The following is a 20,170-nucleotide window of genomic DNA, read 5'->3' as shown; positions in this document are numbered from 1 at the left end:
GTTATACTTCTTTTATGTCAATTGAATATAAAAAACCCTCATCCTAATCGATGAGGTAGAGGTCGCAGTTTTTAATAGTAAAGTAACGGAAATGCAGAGAACATTGAGGATGTTGCTTGAAAGGAAAAATTGCCGAAGTTTAGATCACTTCTCGGTTGATTTAAGCTGGGGCTGTCTCCGAACAGGAACAGAACTGTCACATCATGCGAGTGATGTGAAGAGCTATCTTCACGGAAGGTTGACGCGGTTTTCAGATTTAAAAGCCCGCACATATACTGCGGGCTTTTTTTATGTTATCCCGTCTCTTTCCGTACATTCGAAAGGAGTATTTATCTATGCAAGAGCAACAAGAATTAAAACGTGGGTTGAAATCTCGCCACTTAACGATGATTTCATTAGGAGGAGCCATCGGAACCGGCTTATTCCTAGCAAGTGGTGGAGCAATTCACACAGCAGGACCTGGGGGAGCGCTTTTAGCTTACGCTATCATTGGCGTCATGGTTTACTTTTTGATGACCAGCCTAGCGGAGCTCGCAGCTTATATGCCTGAAGCTGGTTCGTTTAGTACGTATGCGTCTCGTTTTGTAGATCCATCCTTTGGTTTCGCTCTCGGATGGAACTATTGGTACAACTGGGCTATTACAATTGCAGCTGAATTATCCGCTGGAGCCCTTATTATGAAATTTTGGTTCCCAAACTCTTCTTCTATTTTATGGAGTGCCCTGTTTTTATTAATTATGTTTGGGCTTAACTACCTTTCTGTAAAAGGATTTGGTGAATCTGAATTTTGGTTTTCGTTAATTAAAGTAGTAACGGTTATCATCTTTTTAGTTATTGGCATTATGATGATTTTTGGTATCTTTAACAATGAAGCACCAGGGTTTAAAAACTTCACGCTTGGTGATGGACCCATTCACGGTGGATTCTTTACTGTCTTAGGTATTTTTATGGCTGCTGGTTTTTCATTTCAAGGAACAGAGTTGCTTGGAGTCGCAGCTGGAGAAAGTGAAGATCCGGAAAAAACGGTTCCTCGCGCAGTTAAACAAGTCTTCTGGCGCATCTTGTTATTTTATATTTTAGCTATTTTTGTTATTGGGATGCTTATTCCATACACAGCCGATTCATTAGCAAGTGATGATGTGCGAGTAAGTCCATTTACTTTAATATTCGAACGAGCAGGTCTGGCGTTTGCAGCATCAGCTATCAATGCCGTTATTTTAACAGCCGTTTTATCTGCTGGTAACTCAGGTATGTATGCTTCTACGCGTATGCTGTGGAACTTAGCGAAAGATGGAAAAGCACCAAGGTTCTTAGCAAAAGTAAATAAACGAGGCGTTCCGGTGAATGCTTTAATTGCAACGGCACTTGTCGGTACACTTGCATTTGGTGCTTCATTTTTTGGAGACGGTGCGGTATACACGTGGTTACTTAACGCTTCTGGTATGTCTGGTTTTATTGCTTGGTTAGGAATTGCCATCAGCCACTATCGTTTTAGAAGAGCATTTGTTGCCCAAGGTCATGATTTGAGTGAACTTCCATATCATGCAAAACTTTTCCCTTTTGGTCCTATCTTTGCCTTTATTTTATGTGCTGTTGTTATTTTAGGTCAAAACTATTCGGCGTTTATGGGTGATTCGATTGACTGGTACGGTGTACTTGTTTCTTATATCGGACTTCCTTTATTCTTAATTGTTTGGTTAGGATACAAATGGACGAAAAAGTCAAAACTTATTCCGTTAAAAGAATGCCAAGTAACAGTGAAAAAATACGAATAAAAAAAGCTCTCTATTCTTTTGAATAGAGAGCTTTTTTTATATGATCTGATCAGCAAAATGAAGAGATATATAGGCGGGCTGATTTTTCATAACAAGCATATAACCTTTGAGGGGACGATTACAGTAATCAGCAGCTTCTATATAATAAATACGCTGAACTAACCTGCTTAAATGGGTTACAAAAGATGGAAGTTGATGAGTAGGAATGCTTTGGATGTAGTCTATGATTTCTTGCTTAGTTTGAAGGCCCGAATGGGTACATTCTAACAGATGAAAAAGCGGATCTGCTGCTATAGTAGATAGTTCAGAATTGTGTTTGATCCTATTCAGCTGGATATGCAGTTCTTTTTTGGACCATCTTTTTGGAATAGCTCTTATATGCTGATATTGAAAATGTGTATTCATGATAGCTAACACCTTTCGTATTAAAATAATAAAATGACTTATTATTTTAATAACCTTTACACATTAAACTAAAACGTTACAATGTGTAAAGGTGTCATACATCTTATAAAATAAGCTGATAAAAAAGCACATCTTGCCACTGATCGAATTTCCAGCCTACTTCTTTAAATTCTCCGCAAAATGTAAAATTAAATTGCTTATGCATTTTGACACTGATATCATTCCCTTTTGTAATTCCTGAAATGACAACGTGATGGTTGAGTTCTTTAGCCAATTCCAAAATCCGCTTCATAAGCTGTTTTCCAATGCCATGCCCCTGTTGATTTTTATCAATATAAATCGATAGCTCTACCGTTTGAATATACGCTTCTTTATCTCGATAAGAAGAAAGCGAAGCATAGCCCGCTACTACCCCGTCTCTTTCCGCAACAATAAGCGGAAAGAGTTCATTGCTAATATGATTATCAAACCAGCTCCTTCTTTGCTCTACTGTTACAGGCGTTAAATCAAAAGTAGCGGCACTTGCTTGAACAGACTGGTTATAAATTTCAACAAGCATAGGTAAATCTTCTTCTTTAGCATAACGAATGATCATATGTACAAACTCCTTATAGTATAGAATTATCTTTATTTTACTTCTTTTAAGAAACATAATCTACATAAAAAACCGATGTGCGCATGCACATCAGTTATGATTTTGAGCATATTGAAAGGTTTGAAGAACTTGAAGTGTCTCTTTTGTAGAAACGACCGTTGCAAACTCCCCATGTAAAGAAGACAATGCGAATGTATGTACATCTTCTGCAGGAAGCCTTGTTTTTCCATCGTAGGACATACCATCAAAGCAAGCTGTTGCATCGTTTACAATGTACGTCCTGTACCCTAGATTTCCAGCCATGCGGGCAGTCGTAGAGACGCAGTGATTAGTAGTTAGTCCTATTAAGATAAGCGTATCATAGCCATTTGCTTTTAAATAACTGTCTAGCTCTGTTCCAATGAAGCAGCTGTTCACGTGTTTGCGAATTAAGTATTCGTCTTCTTGTGGACCAAACCCTTCTTTGAACTGAAATCCCTTCGAACTTGGGTGTAAAGGAGAATCTGGATTTTCCGATGCATGCTGTACGTGAATGATAGGATAATTTTGGCGTCTCCATGCTTGCAGTAGCGTCAGCATATGTTTTTCTGCATCTAGGTTGTTTCTTTCCCCCCACTGTGGTGAATAAAACCCTTCTTGTACATCGATAAGCAGCAGAACTGGCCGGGAACGTAGCATAAGCATCATCTTCTTTCGTCTTTATTTTAAAATGGAAATAACGTATGTGCACCCATCAGGACCGGCTTTTGAGGAATGAACCGTTTGTTTCGGTAAATGTATTCGATCTCCTGCCTGACATAGAACCGTATCATGTTCAACTGTAAAGTAAATAGATCCTTCAAGTATATGAAGAATTTCATCAGTTGGATGGGTATGAGATGGGTGCGTTTGAAAAGCAATATCGTGCTGTACTTCAACGTATCCGGTATACGCCGGAAGCAGCTCTTTAATTACTTCTTCAAACTTTCCGCCAACTCCTTTTTTAATAGAGGCTTTTTTTACGTCCATGCTGTTCACTCCTTTTTAATTTAAACGGACACTGTCCGGTAGTATAGTTGTTATCATCATGTAAAAAATATTGCTTCCACTCTCGGTTTTCCTGCTGTCCATACCATCCTAACTCAGGGTGAGCAGATACGTCATCATATGTTTTTAACCGATCGCGGACCACCTTTTGGATATGCCGCCCTATTTTTGAATCTCCTGTCATACCTTCAAACACCCACCGAGGTTGAAATGTAATCATAAATCCCCTGCTCTTACGGCTTTTACGTAAAGAATGAGCAGGCGTATTACAGACGACAAAAATAGGTTCTCCGTGAAAGCAAAATTCCCATAATGGATCTTTTGGATCTTTTGGAATGTCCTGCGGCCATTTCTTCTGATCAATTTGATGAAGAAACGTCAGCGTATCCCAAAACATCGTTTCGTACTCTTCCATTGATCGTTCTTTATGTTCAGGCTTAAAGAATAACACAAAGGATGTATAGCGACCTATGGTCTTGAACGTATCTATGTATTCTCTAAGTGCCAACGCTACATTTCTAATATCTTGGTAGTTATAAGGAGTAGTCACAAATGAAAACCGCAGTAAATCTTTTTTAAAGCCTTCTACCCCTAATATACAAGGAAATGGATTTTCTTCTGACAATATATCGCTTCGGAAATATTGAAAAGCATCTTTTCCCCAAAATGGGACATGCGTTGACTCTAAAATCTCATTGGCTCGAAAAAGCATTTTTGATGCCATTAAAATCCTCCTTATGGAACTCAACGTTACATGTGTATTAAAGAAAAGAAAGTTTATGAGCATTTTTAACTAAATGCCGATTCTAAATTATAAAACTCTAATCTATATATATATAAGCTACTATTGGACAAGTTAGAAAGGAGGCTGTGTTTGTGGAGTGGTTTTTGATTGCTATAAAACAAATAATTCTAGGTATTAGTCTCGCAGCACCGGTAGGTCCAATTAATATAGAGATGATTAAAAAAGGGCTGACAAAAGGATTTTGGGCTTCTTGGCTAGTTGGTTTGGGAGGCATGACGGCCGATATTTTATTTATGCTCCTCATTTTAATAGGGTTAACGCCTTTTGTTCAGATGCATGCTGTTACTGTTTTCCTTTATGCAACTGGTTTTGTCATGCTTACGTTTGTTGGCTTTCAAAGTATGAAACAAGCTGTTTCTCGTTCCTTTTCAATAGATGTAAATAAACCCTCTATTAAAAGAGATAAGTCGTTTTTTACAGGTTTCTTCATTGCTCTTATGAACCCTTTAAATATTGTATTTTGGTTTGGTGTATTTGGGTCAAGCTTAAGCGAAAGCCTCCAAAGTCAAACGTGGCTATCAGTCTTTTTTCACAGTTTCTTTATTATCTTTGGAATCCTTCTTTGGAATTTAAATATTGCCAGCAGCATTCATTTCACAAGAAAATTTATCACGCCTAAACTTCTTCGCTTCATTACGTTAGGTGCAGGTTTTTTACTTTTTTTATTTGGCTGCCAATTCGGTTTTAAATGTATATCCTTACTTATAGGCTGAGCTTTGAGCGATGAGTTCAATAAGAGTGTCATTTACTTTCTCACGTTCATCATAAAAAAGACCGTGTCCACTATTTTCAAATGGAAGAAGTGTAGAAAATGAAATATGACGATTCATAACTTTTGCAAGATCAAATGGACAAATTTGATCTTTTTTTCCGTGTAATATATATGTCTCAGCAAAAATTTGGCTCAAATCTTCCCGTAAGTCTTCGTCTCGTAAAGACACCGCAGTTTTAATTGTTCCATGACCGGATGCCTCTAAACCTAAATCTTGAAACCACCCTTTAAAAGCTGAGCTGGTAGGCTGATTAAAAAACTTTTTGCCAAACTCTTCAAGCATGTTAGGGCGATCTCTATACGTATTTTGAATAATTGTATTTACTTCTTCAGAAGGAAGTCCATATGGAAAATCAGTTTTTTGAATAAAGCTTGGAGCCGCTGCTCCTAATAAAATTAACTTCTTCACGCCATATCCTAAATGTCTGCTCATATATCGAATGGCAATGGCTCCCCCCATAGAAAAGCCTACGAGCGTATAATTTTTCAGCTCCAGTCTTTCTACTAACATGCGAATATCATCTGCTAATTGATTATAAGAATAGCCGGTGAAAGGCGCATCTGACTTTCCGAATCCGCGAAGATCAGGAGCGATACATCGAATACCGCAGGCCGGCAACGTTGTAAATTGGTATTCGTACATTTTAGCGTTAACAGGCCACCCGTGAAGGAAAAGAACGGGTTCCCCTTTTCCAATATCCCGTACAAAAAGTTTAGTCTTAGGAGTTACATGAATAAAATAGTTCATCTATAACACCTCCTAGATGTTCTTATATATATATGTTTAGGATAACTGGAACATTCAAAAGTTTCTTATAAGCTTGTGTAGGAGGTGCATGATGTTTATTTGGAATAAAGAGTAGGGAAATGTTTCTTATTGTTTATTTAGAACATAGTTTAATTTAAAAATATCGAACAAAAAAAGTAGTAAAGCGTTAAAAACTTTACTACTTTTTTTGTTATTTTTCTTCCAGCCACACATCAACTAAATTGCCGGCTTCGCTTTGGTCTAATACGAATGAACCGTTGCTGTATCGGTCGCTAGCTCGCATTGTAGATGGATCAACCTGCTCGATTTGACCTTTAGATGATTCTACTATCATGTAATGTTCTTTAGAGATTGCTTTTACTTTTGCAATTTGATGCGGATTAGATTTTAGTTCTCGGACCATCACTAGCCCTCGTTTTGCTCGTGCTGATTCTTCAAACTCAGTAATTTTTGTCTTTTTCACAGCTCCTCGTTGCGTGGCGATAAATAATTCAGTTGATAGAGCTTCATCTTCATCGAAGATAACGCCGCTTACAACATAATCATCGTCTTTTAAGTTAATTCCTTTCACACCAGAAGCGCGAGTCCCTACAATATTAATTTCTTCTTCCCGGAAACGCAGTCCGTAGCCAGAGCGAGTGGCAATAAACACTTGTTTTTTACCATCGGTTTGATATACATCGATTACTTCATCATCGCCTTTTAAATTAACGGCGACAAGAGCTTTAGAGTAGCGCTGTGCTTTATATTGAAGTAATTCTGATTTTTTGACCATGCCATTTTTTGTAAAGAAAAGCAGATACTGGTTTTCTTTAAATTCTTTCACCGGTATCGCCCGTACAATTTGCTCTTCTTTATCAATTGGAATAATGTTCATGATATGCTGCCCCATGTCTTTCCACCTGATATCAGGAAGTTCGTGCACTGGCATATATAAATAATTCCCTTTGTTTGTGAAGATGAGTAGCGTTTCAGTTGTATTAATTTCATACTTCGCTAAAATTCGGTCCGTATCTTTCATACCGAAGTCTTGCCCGTTAGACGCGGCGTAAGAACGAAGGCTTGTTCGTTTTACGTATCCGTCTTTTGTGACTGTCACCATCACTTCTTCAGATGGAACCATCACTTCTAGATTAATCTTAATTTCTTCGATTTCCGCTTCAATTTTTGAGCGGCGTTCTGTACTGTATTGCTTCTTTACACGGCGTAATTCTTTTTTGATTACATTAAAAAGTTTTTTCTCGCTATGTAAGATTTCTTCTAACTCGTTAATTTTAGCACCTAGCTCTTCAGCTTCCGCTTGTAGAGCTGTGATGTCCGTGTTTGTCAAACGGTATAATTGAAGCGATACAATCGCCTCTGCTTGAGGTTCTGTAAATTCATATTTGGCAATTAAATTATTTTTAGCGTCGCGCTTATCTTTAGAAGCTCTAATCGTCGCAATAACTTCATCTAAAATCGACAGTGCCTTAATCAATCCCGCTACAATATGTTCACGTTCACGTGCTTTTTGCAGTTCGTATTTAGAACGATTTGTTACCACTTCTCTTTGATGATCAATATAAGCATCAAGAATGTTGGCCAAGCTCATAAGCTTTGGTCGCTTTTTAGCAATAGCAACCATGTTAAAATTATAAGGTACTTGCAGATCCGTATTTTTATAAAGATAGTGAAGTACTCCTTGAGCATTTGCATCTTTTTTTAATTCTACTACGATGCGCAGACCGGTACGATCCGTTTCATCGCGAACTTCAGCAATGCCTTCCACTTTTTTATCTAAACGAAGCTCATCCATTTTCTTAACAAGGTTGGCTTTGTTTACTTCAAACGGAATTTCCGTAATGACAATTTGCTGTTTTCCGCCGCGAATGGACTCCACTTCCGTTTTTCCGCGAATAATAATTTTCCCTTTACCTGTCTCGTAGGCTTTCTTAATTCCGTCTACCCCTTGAATGATTCCTCCCGTAGGAAAATCAGGACCTTGAATAGCCGTCATCAACTCTTCAATTGTACACGTTGGTTTATCAATTCGCATGATCGTTGCGTCAATTACTTCACCTAAATGATGAGGAGGAAGTTCTGTAGCATAACCAGCTGAAATACCCGTGGATCCATTCACTAGCAAATTAGGAAACATAGCCGGTAACACAGTTGGTTCGCTGCTTGTATCATCGAAGTTAGATACAAACTCAACCGTTTGTTTGTCAATATCTCGTAGAAGTTCTGCAGCAATCGATGAAAGGCGAGCTTCTGTATAACGCATTGCTGCTGGGGGATCTCCATCAATACTTCCGTTGTTTCCATGCATTTCGATTAATACATTTCTAACTTTCCATTCTTGACTCATTCGAACCATGGCCTCATATACAGATGAATCACCATGAGGGTGATAGTTACCAATTACGTTCCCTACAGTTTTGGCTGACTTGCGAAAGCCTTTTTCTGCTGTATTTCCATCTACGTGCATTGCATATAAAATACGGCGCTGAACGGGTTTTAACCCGTCTCTTGCATCCGGAAGTGCACGCTCTTGAATAATATATTTACTGTATCGACCAAAACGGTCGCCTAGCACATCCTCAAGAGGTAAATCTAAAAAGCGTTCTGTTTGTGTCATTGTACGTCCTCCTCTGCGACCGTTAATACATTTTCATTATCTAAAATATTTGGATCTTCTTCTAATCCAAACGCTACGTTGCTTTCAATCCATTTTCTGCGAGGTTCTACTTTATCGCCCATCAAAGTGGTTACACGACGATCAGCGCGAGCAGCATCATCAATACGAACACGAATCAGCGTACGCGTCTCTGGGTTCATTGTTGTTTCCCAAAGCTGATCTGCGTTCATTTCACCGAGACCTTTATAGCGTTGAATCATATACCCTCTTCCTACCTTATCGATAGCACCCTGCAATTCTTCATCACTCCATGAATATTCAACCACTTCTTTTTTACCTGACCCTTTACTTACTTTGTAGAGCGGTGGAAGAGCAATAAATACTTTTCCTGCTTCCACAAGCGGTTTCATATAGCGGTAGAAAAACGTTAGCAGAAGCACTTGAATATGAGCGCCATCCGTATCCGCATCGGTCATGATAACTATTTTATCGTAGTTAATATCATCGATGGTGAAATCTGCTCCTACTCCTCCGCCTATCGCGTGGATGATCGTACTAATTTCTTCGTTTTTAAAAATATCTTGAAGCTTAGCTTTTTCGGTATTGATAACCTTCCCTCGCAGTGGCAGCACGGCTTGAAAGCGGCGATCCCTTCCTTGTTTTGCTGAACCTCCAGCGGAATCCCCTTCGACTAAGTACAGTTCGTTTCGCTGAGGATTTCTTGATTGCGCAGGCGTTAACTTTCCGCTTAGAACGGTTTCTTGACGCTTTCGTTTCTTCCCGTTTCTTGCGTCTTCTCTCGCCTTTCGTGCTGCTTCACGCGCTTGAGCAGCTTTGATTGCTTTTTTTACAAGAAGAGAGCTTACGTCCGGGTTTTCTTCTAAGAAATAGGCAAGTTTTTCAGAAATAACTGCATCTACAGACGAACGAGCTTCACTTGTACCTAACTTTCCTTTTGTTTGACCTTCAAACTGAAGCAACTCTTCAGGTATTCTAACGGAAACGATGGCTCCTAAGCCTTCTCGTATATCCGTTCCTTCTAAGTTTTTGTCTTTTTCTTTTAGCAGGCTTACTTTACGAGCATATTCATTAAATGCACGCGTCATAGCGCTTTTTGCACCGGACTCATGCGTTCCACCATCTTTGGTACGAACATTATTAACAAATGATAAAATGGTTTCAGAATAACCATCATTAAATTGAAAGGCAAATTCAACTTCAATATTATGATGAATCCCTTCAAAAAAGACGACTGGATGAAGTGAATCTTTTTCTTCATTTAAATATGAAACGAAGGCTTGAATACCTGTTTCATAATAAAAGATATCGTGACGATCATGTCTTTTATCGATTAACTCTATTTTGAATCCTTTTAACAGGAAAGCCGATTCGCGGAGCCGTTCACACAGCGTATCATAATTATACACAGTTGTTGAAAAGATCGTGGCATCCGGTTTGAAATGAATCGTTGTTCCCGTTTTTTTCGTTTTCCCTATTTTTTCTAGCGTCGTAACTGGCTTTCCTCCATTTTCAAAACGCTGTTCATAAATAAATCCATCTCGATGAATGGTTACGGTCAACCATTCAGACAGCGCATTTACAACAGATGCACCTACTCCGTGTAAGCCTCCGCTTGTTTTATATCCACCCTGTCCGAATTTACCTCCTGCATGCAAGATGGTTAAAATAACTTCAGGCGTTGGTTTTCCTAGTTTATGCATGCCCGTTGGCATACCTCGACCTTTATCTTGTACAGAAATTGAATTATCTTTGTGAATGGTTACAATAATTTCTTCTCCGTAGCCTGCTAGAGCTTCATCGACAGAGTTGTCGACGATTTCATATACTAAATGATGCAGACCTCGTGTATCCGTACTTCCAATATACATACCAGGACGTTTACGAACGGCATCTAATCCTTCTAGTACTTGAATTGCATCTTCATTATAATTAAATTGTTGTTTCCGAGCCATTCATACTACCCCTTTCATCACAACGAACATTACTACATTATGTATGAAACACAAACGTTTGCGCTTCGTGTCTAAGAATAAATGATCATGTATCCTATCTTTTAATTTTATAGTGTTCGCATCAACAGAACGTATGTTTCTATTTTTGCGTACTTACAAGATTTTAGCACAAATTTCCGTATTATAAAAGCAATATCTTGTGTATTCATGGATTATAAGCATTATAAAGCTAGCTGTCTAACGTCTATTGTAGCGGAAACGCTCTTACTATTTCAACGCATGGTGAAACCCATGCAAGCAGTGTGCATGGGTTGGTTGTTCTGCTTATAGATCTTACTTTGTTAAAGCATGCTCAACTTTTATACAACGATCCATAACTACAGTATACCCTTTTTTAGCGAGCAGGTCATATGCTTCTTCATTAATTAAACCAGATTGTGCCCAAAATACGTCTGCGTCTACTTCTAAAAACTCTTCTGCAACTTCAAGCAAATGCTCAGAGCGACGAAATACATTAACGATATCAATATGTCCTTCAATTTCTTTTAATGAAGATACAGCTTTTACGCCGAGCGCTGAGTTTATTGTCGGGTTCACCGGAATAATCTCGTAACCTTGCTGCTGCATGGCTTCTGAAACCATATAAGACGTTCGATGAGGGTTATCTGATAAACCTACTACAGCAATGCGCTTGCTTTTTTTTAATATTTTACCAAGCTCTTGGCGGGAAGGAATTTTAATGGACATGTCTATTACCTCTCTTAGCTATATAATATGTACTGAACAACATTCGCGATTTACAGTTGATTTCCTGCATATAGTACCCGTTTTCTCTATTTTTGTAAACGTCTTCTTTTTTTAAAATAATTGTCTCTCACCTAAAACTAGCTATGTTTTTTTAAGTATCTCATGGTAAAATAGAAACGATATAGAAATAAAGGAGCTTTCAAACATGAATTATTTATTACCTATTCTTGCCTATATCTTGGGCTCTATTCCTTTTGGACTAGTTGTTGGAAAACTAGGATACGGCATCGATATACGAGAGCATGGAAGCGGCAATTTAGGCGGCACCAACTCCTTTCGTACATTGGGCGTAAAAGCTGGAATTATCGTTACGCTTGGAGACATTCTAAAAGGAACCCTAGCAGCTTCTTTACCGCTTTTATTTAATACGAATCAAAACATTCTCTTCATTGGTTTATTTGCTGTCATTGGTCATATTTTTCCTGTTTTCGCGAAATTCAAAGGCGGGAAAGCTGTTGCCACGTCCGCCGGAGTGATTTTATGTTATGAACCTCTTTTATTTGCTTTCGTACTATTATGTTTTTTTATCTGCTTATACATAACGAAGTATGTATCATTGTCATCAATGGTTACCGGGGTATTAACCTTTATCTACACGCTATTTAAGCAAGACTACATGCTTATTATGATTATTGGTTTAATTGTAGCCTTTGTCATTTACAGACACCGTGCAAACATTACCCGAATTCTTAATAAAACAGAACCGAAAGTCACATTTTTGTCAGGTAAAAAGAAATAAGAGGAGCTTCCTCTTATTTCTTTTTTTATAACCGATTTGTAAGCGAATACATTTCTTGTTTATTAGTTATACTGATACTAAAATAAGGAGGTGAATGATGTGAAGAAAAAATGCCCTATTTGCAAACGAAATAAGAAAATGGATTCACAGCTAGAAGGAAGCCGCTACTGCGTTCACTGCTGGGAAACCATTGGAAAACAATATGATTTCAAATGAAAGAATGAAACGATTTAATATAGAAATGAAGCCTTCACCTCTATATTAAATCGTTTTATTTTATTTTATCTCATTCCTTCCTAGCTGGATTCGTATATATTGGTAATTTATCTACCTTTCTACTATAATAAGTGTATCCGCAGTATTGGAAGGAGCATAATTAATGAAATTAACAGTAACAGAAGCAGCAGCTACGTGGTACAAAGATGAAATGATGCTAGAAGGAAACGAAACAATTCGCTTTTTTGTTCGCTACGGCGGATGCAGCAACGTTCAAAAAGGTTTTTCTTTAGGTGTAAACACAGATTCTCCTAAAAACGTTGGCGTTGAAACAAAAGTTGACGGTTTAACATTCTTCGTAGAAGATGAAGACCTTTGGTACTTTGATGGTCATGATTTGACCGTAAATTATAATGAAGAAACAAAAGAACCTGACTTTCATTACGAAGCGTAAGAAAAAAAGCATCGATTTATCGATGCTTTTTATTCTTGCGCTTAACCCTGCTTTTTGGCCTCTTCATAGGCTTTATGCCATTCCGGATAATTACGGCGAATCGAAATGGGCTTAAAGTTTTCTTTTTTCACACATACATGTGACGATGTTCCTGTTAACGCAAGTTCTTCATTTGAATTAAAAATTTCGTAGCCGTACACAACGCGTAGACCGTCATAGTTCTCAACCCAAGTATGTACTACAGCTGTCTCGCCATAATGAAGCGGCTTTTTATATGAAGCCTGTATATCAATAACTGGCGACAGCACACCGTCTCTTTCCATTTGTGCATAGCTAAAACCTAAATCACTAATAAACTGCGTTCGACCTATTTCCATCCATACTAAATAGTTAGCATGATACACAACGCCCATCTGATCGGTTTCTGCATAGCGCACTTCGATTTCTTTCGTTGATACTAACATGATTTTACCTCCTCTTGCCCTGTTCCTGTTTTATCTTACCATATAAGGAGAATATACTCCTACTAGTTTGGTTGTAACTCAATATGTTGTAAGACTAAGCGCATTTTGAATGCGATATATCAGTGTTTCCAGCCGCGTCATTTTATTTTCATACTTTTTATAAGGAAGTGTATATGTGTAGTCTTTATTTGTCCATAAACGGTCAAAATAAGCGTTTAGTTCGGTCATAACCTTTTTGTTAAAAGGTCCTGATACTTTAATATCCGTTTCTAAGTTCAAGTCAGCCAAATTTCGTTTTGTGAAATTTGCTGCTCCTGCAATAATAGTTGCATTTTTTTTATTTCGAATAAATAAAGTTTTGGGATGATACTGCTCTTTTCCCGTATGATACCAGCGAACTTTAATATCGCCTTTAGATTTTTTCACAAGTTCTGCTGCTACTGGACGGTTAGGCAGTCCGAACTTTTTTCTTCCAAACGCATTCTCATTAGGATCTAAAATTAATCGTACGTTTGCGCCTTGTTTGGAAGCTTTCAAAAGCGCCTTTATTACGTCTCGATCTCCAAGATAAAACATGCCAAGCCATACATCGTCGCCTTTTTTAGCATGACGTAAATCATGCAATACGTGCTTATAGATTTTGCCTTCTGTTAACAGCTGAACATAGAGGTCTCCCTTTTCTTTTTCTTTTTTCTTATACCGAGGTAACTTTCCTCCATAAGAAAAATCTGACACCGCTTGTTCACTTTTCACCACATCTCCAATAATATTCCCTTTTACTTCAAAGGCCATGTTAGAATTATAAAAACTTGCATCATGAGGATTGGCAGAGGAGATAATAACGCTTTGATCTGTTGCTACTACTTTTCTGTGATTAGCTTTTACATTTAACAACTTTAAATAAGCACGGACCGTCGCTTTAGGCGCATTGGTACCAAACGGATTTGTTATCCATCCGTTTCCTTTTTCACCAAACCACTGAACAAAAGTTCTCCATACTGAAGAATACAGTGGAATGGAGTCTCTGAGCTTAGATAAATTGGTTTGCACCACTTTGGTTCCGTTTAGCCGCAGTGAATCTAACCACTTTGAATCATGTGAGCCGTAGGTTGTATTGATTTCATCTGTAATAAAGACGATTTCGATAGTAGGATGTTTTCGTTTCTTTTCAATCAGCTTACTTGCAAGCGTATCACTAAGGTGAGGAAACGTTTCGCCTTGGTTATAGTAGCCGTTAAATAGAAACATATCCATAATAATAAAAGCTTTTGCGTCATCAATCGCATTCGTAACTGCTTGAAAAATGTGTTGTTCAGAAACAGATGTCTGCTGGTCTTGATACGTTAGGTCTGATAAGAGAAATACATCTTCTACTTTGTGCGGCTTACTTTCGTATGAAACTCCTTTAGGCAAAGGCTTATGCGTTTGATAAGAGCCCACAATAATCAAGACGACAAGTAAACTGACCAAAATCCTTACTACTTTCCTTTTCACGTGCTTTTTCACCTACATAAACCTCTTTGCTAGTTTGTATTAGTATTGACCTTACTAAAAAAATATAGAAAGAAAGCAGCTAAAACCGTTTATTTTTAGCTGCTTATTGTCGTTGCTTTATTTATTAAATCGTACCTTCGTAACCATTTTGACGAGCTTCTGACTCATCTTTTATTTCGCTGCGCATTGCTTCGATACTTACTTCGCGATTGTGATTTTTTTGCTGAATGCGCTGACGTTCTTCTTCATTGCTGCATGCAGCAGCTTCTTCTGCTTCTTCAATGTTCTTCATTGTATTTTGCACCATTGTTTGTAATTTTTCAACGTTATCACTGCGATCGTCTGGATTCGGTTTATTCCATGCCATTGTATCTTCCTCCTCAAAATAACTTTGTTACAATTGTAGTATGCCGGATTTGTTCATCTCTATAAGTGGAAAAAAATGATTTTAGTTTACATAATATAATTATAATTAAGTTAAAATATGTATATAAATCATACATAATATGGTAATACGTACATACAAAGGGGGAATCGCTATGACCAAACGAATGATAACATTACTAAGCGTCATCTTTATTGCAGTGCTTGCCGTATTTTTTATGTCACAAACCTCATTGGCATCAAAATTGACAGCAAGTGCCTTTATGAAGCCTCATCATTACTCAAAACATGAAGAAAAAATGTTAGCTGTGACAAACCTGGACTACAAAAGCAATATCATTGCATACGATGTGAAAGCTCCTAGTGACGCAAAAGAAGCTTATGTAAAAGCTACTTATTACGAAAAGGGAAAAGCAAAAGAACCTTTATTTTCAGGAGGGTTGACTGTTTCAAAAGAATTTGACATGTTTGCTATTACATATAAAATCGATGATGATGCGCATAAAGTTATGTTTAATGTAGGAAGCAACGATACAAACCTAGGAATAGAAGCGGAAAAGCCAAAAAAAATGAACGGATATTCCTTTACTGGATTAGAGAAAAAACAAACGGTAAAAATGAATAAAACATATCCAGTTGCTGCTTTATTTGGTGACGATGGCAGTGGCATACGAGTTGCTCCGCTTTCAACCGACGATGGAGAAGTCGTTAAAGAGCTTATTTCGAGCAATCCTTACGTTTATTTATTCACGGTAGAATTCAAATAATAAAAAGTCGCTGAATTCAGCGACTTTTTATTCATTCACCTTTGGTTTGAATAACTTGAGGATGCTTGCCGGATGTATCTTGCATTTGTTTTCCGTTATTTCCACCAGCTTCTCTCGGTTGAGTGCCGATGTGATTCGGAACAAAAGGTTTGCTTTGTTTTTTAGGATTTCCCATGCTTATCCCCTCCTCACCGTTACTCTAACCAACTTACTTTAAAGTTATTCAGCTCTTTCAAGCATACGATCTTCTAACCGCTTTTCAATTTCCATTTCAATGCGTTCAATTTCTGACTGATCTTTTAACAGCTGCGTTTTATTTTCTTGCACTAACTCTTCAAATGAACGTTTGCGCAATTTTCTCATGATCACAACACCTACTTTATGTAATTTTTATGAAAAATCTGAAAAATCTAAAGAAACTGATATTGTATAACTATCTATATTGTAACCAATTTGTCAGATAAGTAAACATACTTTTTTGAAAAGTTGTAAGAAAGTTTGACATGTTTACTGACCTATCTATATATACGATGACAAAGTAAATAAGTTTCATGTTTAATAAAACAAGCAGCGAAGTTAATTCGCTGCTTGTTGAGCAAAGTTTTCCATTTGTTTAAGCGTCATTGGACCATTCACTCGTTGAACAATTTTCCCTTCTTCATCTATAAAGTAAGATGTCGGAATGGTGGAGACTCGATATTTTTTACTTCCTACACTATCTTGGTCGTCCAATAATACACGAAACGTAAACTGTTTTTCTTTAAGAAATTTAGATACTGCCTGTTTACTGCCTTCCGACGAAGTTAAATTAACCGCAAGCAGCTGTACATCGTTTCCATATTTCTCATAAAACGCTTGCATATCGGGCATTTCTTTTTGACACGGCGGACACCATGTTGCCCAAAAGTTTAAAATGACTTTTTTTCCTTTAAAATCCGATAATTGAACGGATTTCCCGCTCGTATCTGACAGTGTAAACGGAGGCGCTGTATCTTTTGGTTCCAACCCATAAGCTTGACCCGAAGCCTGACGAGCACTATCGCCTTTTTTGATATTTAAATCCTTGTATTCGCTTAAGTTAGAATTATCGGATGCTTCATTTGGAGAAAGCCCTTGCCAAAGGGCGTAGCTAAGAAAGCCTACTAGAAGCAAGACCGCAATTATTTTTTTAACCATATGATCGGCTCCTTTATTTCTTCTAAAAAGTGATAATCTATGTACTAATAGATATGTGCAATATCTACTAAAATAATCCTTTTATAGGGCATTTTCTTTTATAATATAGCATATTTCCCTCTCACTTTTTGTCGAAAACAGTGCGTTTGCATAAAAAAAGAGCGGCTCACGAGAACCGCTCTTTTTCTTTATAACTTACGCATGTGTTTTAGACTGTAATTTATCACGAAGCACCATTTGAAGGATACCACCGTGGCGATAGTAATCAATTTCAACTTCACTATCGAAACGAACCAGTACTTCAAATTCTTTTTTGTTTCCAGCTTCATCAGTTGCTGTTACTTTTATAAAATCACGTGGTTTTACTGTTTCATCAACTGCTACTGCAATTGTTTCTTTTCCAGTTAAACCTAATGTATCCGCGCTTTCACCATCTTTAAATTGAAGAGGTAAAACACCCATTAATACTAGGTTTGAACGGTGAATACGCTCGAAGCTTTCAGCGATTACTGTTTTAATACCTAAAAGATTTGTTCCTTTTGCTGCCCAGTCACGAGAACTTCCCATGCCGTAATCTTTGCCTGCAAGTACAACAAGACCTGTATCTTGCTCTTTGTATTTCATACAAGCATCATAAATGCTCATTACGTCATTTGTTGGCCAGTACGTTGTCCAGCCGCCTTCTGTACCAGGAGCTACTTGGTTTTTAATGCGGATGTTTGCAAACGTACCGCGCATCATTACTTCATGGTTACCACGACGAGAACCATATGAGTTAAAGTCTTTTGGCTCTACACCGTTTTCTTGAAGGTAAAGACCTGCAGGTGATGTTTTTGCAATTGAACCCGCTGGTGAAATGTGATCCGTTGTCACTGAGTCACCAAATTTCGCTACTACGCGAAGATCATTTAACGGCTCTACTTCACCTGGTTCTTCTGATAAGCCTTCAAAGAAAGGTGGGTTTTGAATGTATGTTGAATCATTCTCCCACGTATAAAGCGCATCTTCGCTTGTTTTAATTTCATTCCAGCGTTCGTTATCATCGAATACACGCTCATACTCGTTACGGAATAATTCAGGCGTTACGGTACGGCTAACAACTTCTTTAATTTCATCTTGAGAAGGCCAGATGTCGCTAAAGAATACTTCATTGCCGTCTGTATCAATGCCGATTGGATCTTTTTGTAAATCTACATCTACTGTTCCAGCCAGTGCATATGCTACAACAAGCGGCGGAGAAGCAAGGTAGTTACCTTTTACTAATGGATGAATACGTCCTTCAAAGTTACGGTTTCCTGAAAGAACAGACGTTACAAGCAAGTCGCTATCTGCAATCGCTGCTTCAATTTCAGCTTCTAATGGACCAGAGTTACCGATACAAGTCGTACAGCCATAACCTACGATGTTAAAGCCGATTTTATCTAAGTATGGAAGCAGCCCTGAATTTTGCAGGTAAGCCGTTACTACTTTTGAACCTGGTGCTAAAGAAGTTTTCACGTAAGCTGGAACATCCAATCCTTTTTCTACCGCTTTTTTCGCAACTAAACCGGCTGCTACTAATACGTAAGGATTTGATGTGTTCGTACAGCTTGTGATAGCCGCAATGGCAATGGCACCTGTTTTCATTGTTGTTTCTGAACCGTCTGCAAGCTTAAACGTAATTTCTTTATCCACGTCTTTAGCATCAAGTCCGAAGCTTTGGTTGCTAACAGGAGCTGTTAAAGCCTTCTTGAATTCTGTTTGCATTTGAGAAAGTGGAATTAAATCTTGCGGACGCTTTGGACCAGAAAGATTTGCTTCAATCTCAGCAAGGTTAATCTCAACAACGTCAGTGAAAATTGGATCTTCATTTTCTGGTGTGAAGAATAAACCATTTGCTTTTGTATATTGTTCGACAACCTGAATGTCTTTTTCATCTCTTCCTGTTAAACGCATGTATGCTAATGCTTCTGCGTCAACTGGGAAGAATCCACATGTTGCACCGTATTCAGGAGCCATATTAGCGATTGTTGCACGGTCAGCTAATGGAAGTTCTGCTACGCCAGGACCGAAGAATTCCACGAATTTTCCGACTACTCCTTTTTGACGAAGCACTTGCGTAACTTTTAACGCTAAGTCTGTAGCTGTAGTGCCGTTTGGTAATTCACCAACAAGTTTAACGCCGATTACTTCAGGAACTGGGAAATAAGAAGGTTGACCAAGCATACCTGCTTCCGCTTCAATACCGCCAACACCCCATCCTAAAACACCGATACCATTAATCATCGTTGTATGAGAGTCAGTACCTACTAGAGAATCAGGGAAAGCTACAAATTCACCATCTTCTTCAACAGCATGAACAACGTTTGCTAAATATTCTAAATTTACTTGGTGCACGATACCTGTAGCTGGTGGAACTGCGCGATAGTTATTAAATGATTTTTGAGCCCAGCTTAAGAAATTATAGCGCTCTGTATTACGTTGAAACTCGAGGTCCATATTAATTCGTAATGAGTCAGCTGTACCTGCTTTATCAACTTGTACGGAGTGGTCGACAACGAGGTCTACTGGAATTTCTGGATTGATTTTGTCAGGATCTCCTCCTAAATCAGCCATTGCTTTACGAAGTGACGCTAAGTCTACAACCGCTGGAACTCCAGTGAAATCTTGAAGAATAACACGAGATGGTTTGAAAGGAACATCGATATCTTTAATATCTTTTGTTCCCCATTTTGCAAGGTTTTCGACGTGTTCTTTTGTAATAACACGGCCATCTACCTGACGAAGAACAGATTCTAATAATACTTTAATTGAATACGGCAGCTTAGATACATTACCTAAACCTGCTTCCTCTAAAGCTTGTAAGCGGTAATAATTATATGTGCTGCCATTAAGATCGAATGACGAACGAGCGTTGAAAACGTCTTTTTTAGTCATTGCTTTTACCCCCTTA

At 38.1% G+C, this 20,170-nt stretch carries 21 protein-coding genes and 1 riboswitch; of the genes, 5 read left to right on the top strand and 16 right to left on the bottom strand.

Going from position 1 to position 20,170, the window contains the following annotated elements:
* Positions 1-48: 48 nt before the first annotated feature.
* Positions 49-233: riboswitch (Lysine riboswitch) on the top strand.
* Positions 234-335: 102 nt separating this feature from the next.
* Complete coding sequence (locus tag AC0C45_RS17510) at positions 336-1,775, top strand: amino acid permease (RefSeq protein ID WP_013057233.1); 1,440 nt, start codon at positions 336-338, stop codon at positions 1,773-1,775.
* Positions 1,776-1,811: 36 nt separating this feature from the next.
* Here the strand turns inward: AC0C45_RS17510 and AC0C45_RS17505 are convergent, their stop codons facing one another.
* From AC0C45_RS17505 to AC0C45_RS17485, 5 genes are all read right to left on the bottom strand, one after another.
* On the bottom strand, positions 1,812-2,180 hold the full coding sequence (locus tag AC0C45_RS17505; protein ID WP_047932039.1) for a hypothetical protein: 369 nt from the start codon (positions 2,178-2,180) through the stop codon (positions 1,812-1,814).
* A 103-nt stretch (positions 2,181-2,283) separates the two neighbouring features.
* Positions 2,284-2,775, bottom strand: coding sequence for a GNAT family N-acetyltransferase (locus AC0C45_RS17500; RefSeq protein ID WP_016764305.1), 492 nt, complete (start codon positions 2,773-2,775; stop codon positions 2,284-2,286).
* 90 nt (positions 2,776-2,865) lie between these two features.
* Positions 2,866-3,453 (bottom strand): cysteine hydrolase family protein, encoded by a 588-nt coding sequence (locus AC0C45_RS17495; RefSeq protein ID WP_237892328.1) that lies wholly within the window; start codon positions 3,451-3,453, stop codon positions 2,866-2,868.
* A 21-nt stretch (positions 3,454-3,474) separates the two neighbouring features.
* Positions 3,475-3,783: a cupin domain-containing protein gene (locus tag AC0C45_RS17490; protein WP_034651653.1), complete on the bottom strand. Its 309-nt coding sequence runs from the start codon at positions 3,781-3,783 to the stop codon at positions 3,475-3,477.
* Entirely contained in the window at positions 3,758-4,525 is a 768-nt protein-coding gene (locus AC0C45_RS17485; RefSeq protein WP_016764308.1) for a YqcI/YcgG family protein, read from the bottom strand. Before AC0C45_RS17485 ends, AC0C45_RS17490 begins: the two co-directional genes overlap by 26 nt.
* Positions 4,526-4,677: 152 nt before the next feature.
* Here AC0C45_RS17485 and AC0C45_RS17480 point away from each other — a divergent pair, with 152 nt between their 5' ends.
* The gene (locus AC0C45_RS17480) at positions 4,678-5,319 is read left to right on the top strand and encodes a LysE family transporter (RefSeq protein WP_016764309.1); all 642 of its coding nucleotides are present in this window, start codon (positions 4,678-4,680) and stop codon (positions 5,317-5,319) included.
* On the opposite strand, the gene AC0C45_RS17475 is transcribed toward AC0C45_RS17480, so the two are convergent.
* From AC0C45_RS17475 to AC0C45_RS17460, 4 genes are all read right to left on the bottom strand, one after another.
* Positions 5,305-6,126, bottom strand: a complete 822-nt coding sequence (locus AC0C45_RS17475) for an alpha/beta fold hydrolase (protein WP_016764310.1) — start codon at positions 6,124-6,126, stop codon at positions 5,305-5,307. The two genes, AC0C45_RS17480 and AC0C45_RS17475, sit on opposite strands and share 15 nt — an antisense overlap.
* Before the next feature lie 211 nt (positions 6,127-6,337).
* A complete protein-coding gene (parC, locus tag AC0C45_RS17470; RefSeq protein WP_280168487.1) occupies positions 6,338-8,764 on the bottom strand; it encodes a DNA topoisomerase IV subunit A in 2,427 nt (808 codons plus the stop codon).
* Positions 8,761-10,737 (bottom strand): DNA topoisomerase IV subunit B, encoded by a 1,977-nt coding sequence (gene parE / locus AC0C45_RS17465; RefSeq protein ID WP_013083363.1) that lies wholly within the window; start codon positions 10,735-10,737, stop codon positions 8,761-8,763. Before parE ends, parC begins: the two co-directional genes overlap by 4 nt.
* Before the next feature lie 333 nt (positions 10,738-11,070).
* Entirely contained in the window at positions 11,071-11,484 is a 414-nt protein-coding gene (locus tag AC0C45_RS17460; RefSeq protein ID WP_013057242.1) for a CoA-binding protein, read from the bottom strand.
* 205 nt (positions 11,485-11,689) lie between these two features.
* Here AC0C45_RS17460 and plsY point away from each other — a divergent pair, with 205 nt between their 5' ends.
* Positions 11,690-12,283 carry a glycerol-3-phosphate 1-O-acyltransferase PlsY gene (gene plsY / locus AC0C45_RS17455; protein ID WP_013083364.1) on the top strand — a complete coding sequence of 198 codons (594 nt, stop codon included), beginning with the start codon at positions 11,690-11,692 and terminating at the stop codon, positions 12,281-12,283.
* Positions 12,284-12,662: 379 nt separating this feature from the next.
* Positions 12,663-12,953: a HesB/YadR/YfhF family protein gene (locus AC0C45_RS17450; protein WP_013057245.1), complete on the top strand. Its 291-nt coding sequence runs from the start codon at positions 12,663-12,665 to the stop codon at positions 12,951-12,953.
* A gap of 41 nt (positions 12,954-12,994) precedes the next feature.
* Here the strand turns inward: AC0C45_RS17450 and AC0C45_RS17445 are convergent, their stop codons facing one another.
* The 3 genes from AC0C45_RS17445 to tlp form a co-directional block, all read right to left on the bottom strand.
* Positions 12,995-13,417, bottom strand: a complete 423-nt coding sequence (locus AC0C45_RS17445; protein ID WP_013083365.1) for an acyl-CoA thioesterase — start codon at positions 13,415-13,417, stop codon at positions 12,995-12,997.
* Positions 13,418-13,495: 78 nt separating this feature from the next.
* Complete coding sequence (locus AC0C45_RS17440; protein WP_472928372.1) at positions 13,496-14,923, bottom strand: phospholipase D family protein; 1,428 nt, start codon at positions 14,921-14,923, stop codon at positions 13,496-13,498.
* 112 nt (positions 14,924-15,035) lie between these two features.
* Complete coding sequence (gene tlp, locus AC0C45_RS17435; protein ID WP_013083367.1) at positions 15,036-15,278, bottom strand: small acid-soluble spore protein Tlp; 243 nt, start codon at positions 15,276-15,278, stop codon at positions 15,036-15,038.
* 172 nt (positions 15,279-15,450) lie between these two features.
* Between tlp and AC0C45_RS17430 the strand changes: the two genes are divergently transcribed.
* Positions 15,451-16,062 (top strand): hypothetical protein, encoded by a 612-nt coding sequence (locus AC0C45_RS17430; protein ID WP_034651643.1) that lies wholly within the window; start codon positions 15,451-15,453, stop codon positions 16,060-16,062.
* A 31-nt stretch (positions 16,063-16,093) separates the two neighbouring features.
* Here the strand turns inward: AC0C45_RS17430 and AC0C45_RS17425 are convergent, their stop codons facing one another.
* The 4 genes from AC0C45_RS17425 to acnA all read right to left on the bottom strand — a co-directional run bounded on the left by AC0C45_RS17425 (position 16,094) and on the right by acnA (position 20,154).
* On the bottom strand, positions 16,094-16,237 hold the full coding sequence (locus AC0C45_RS17425) for an acid-soluble spore protein N (protein WP_013057251.1): 144 nt from the start codon (positions 16,235-16,237) through the stop codon (positions 16,094-16,096).
* 44 nt (positions 16,238-16,281) lie between these two features.
* The gene (locus AC0C45_RS17420; RefSeq protein ID WP_013057252.1) at positions 16,282-16,425 is read right to left on the bottom strand and encodes an FbpB family small basic protein; all 144 of its coding nucleotides are present in this window, start codon (positions 16,423-16,425) and stop codon (positions 16,282-16,284) included.
* 213 nt (positions 16,426-16,638) lie between these two features.
* Entirely contained in the window at positions 16,639-17,238 is a 600-nt protein-coding gene (locus AC0C45_RS17415) for a TlpA disulfide reductase family protein (protein WP_013057253.1), read from the bottom strand.
* 195 nt (positions 17,239-17,433) lie between these two features.
* Positions 17,434-20,154 carry an aconitate hydratase AcnA gene (gene acnA, locus AC0C45_RS17410; protein WP_013083370.1) on the bottom strand — a complete coding sequence of 907 codons (2,721 nt, stop codon included), beginning with the start codon at positions 20,152-20,154 and terminating at the stop codon, positions 17,434-17,436.
* Positions 20,155-20,170 lie beyond the last annotated feature (16 nt).

Source organism: Priestia sp. VA7 (assembly GCF_055710015.1).
Note: the sequence above shows the minus strand (reverse complement) of the source record. Positions and strands in the feature narration are given on the sequence as shown.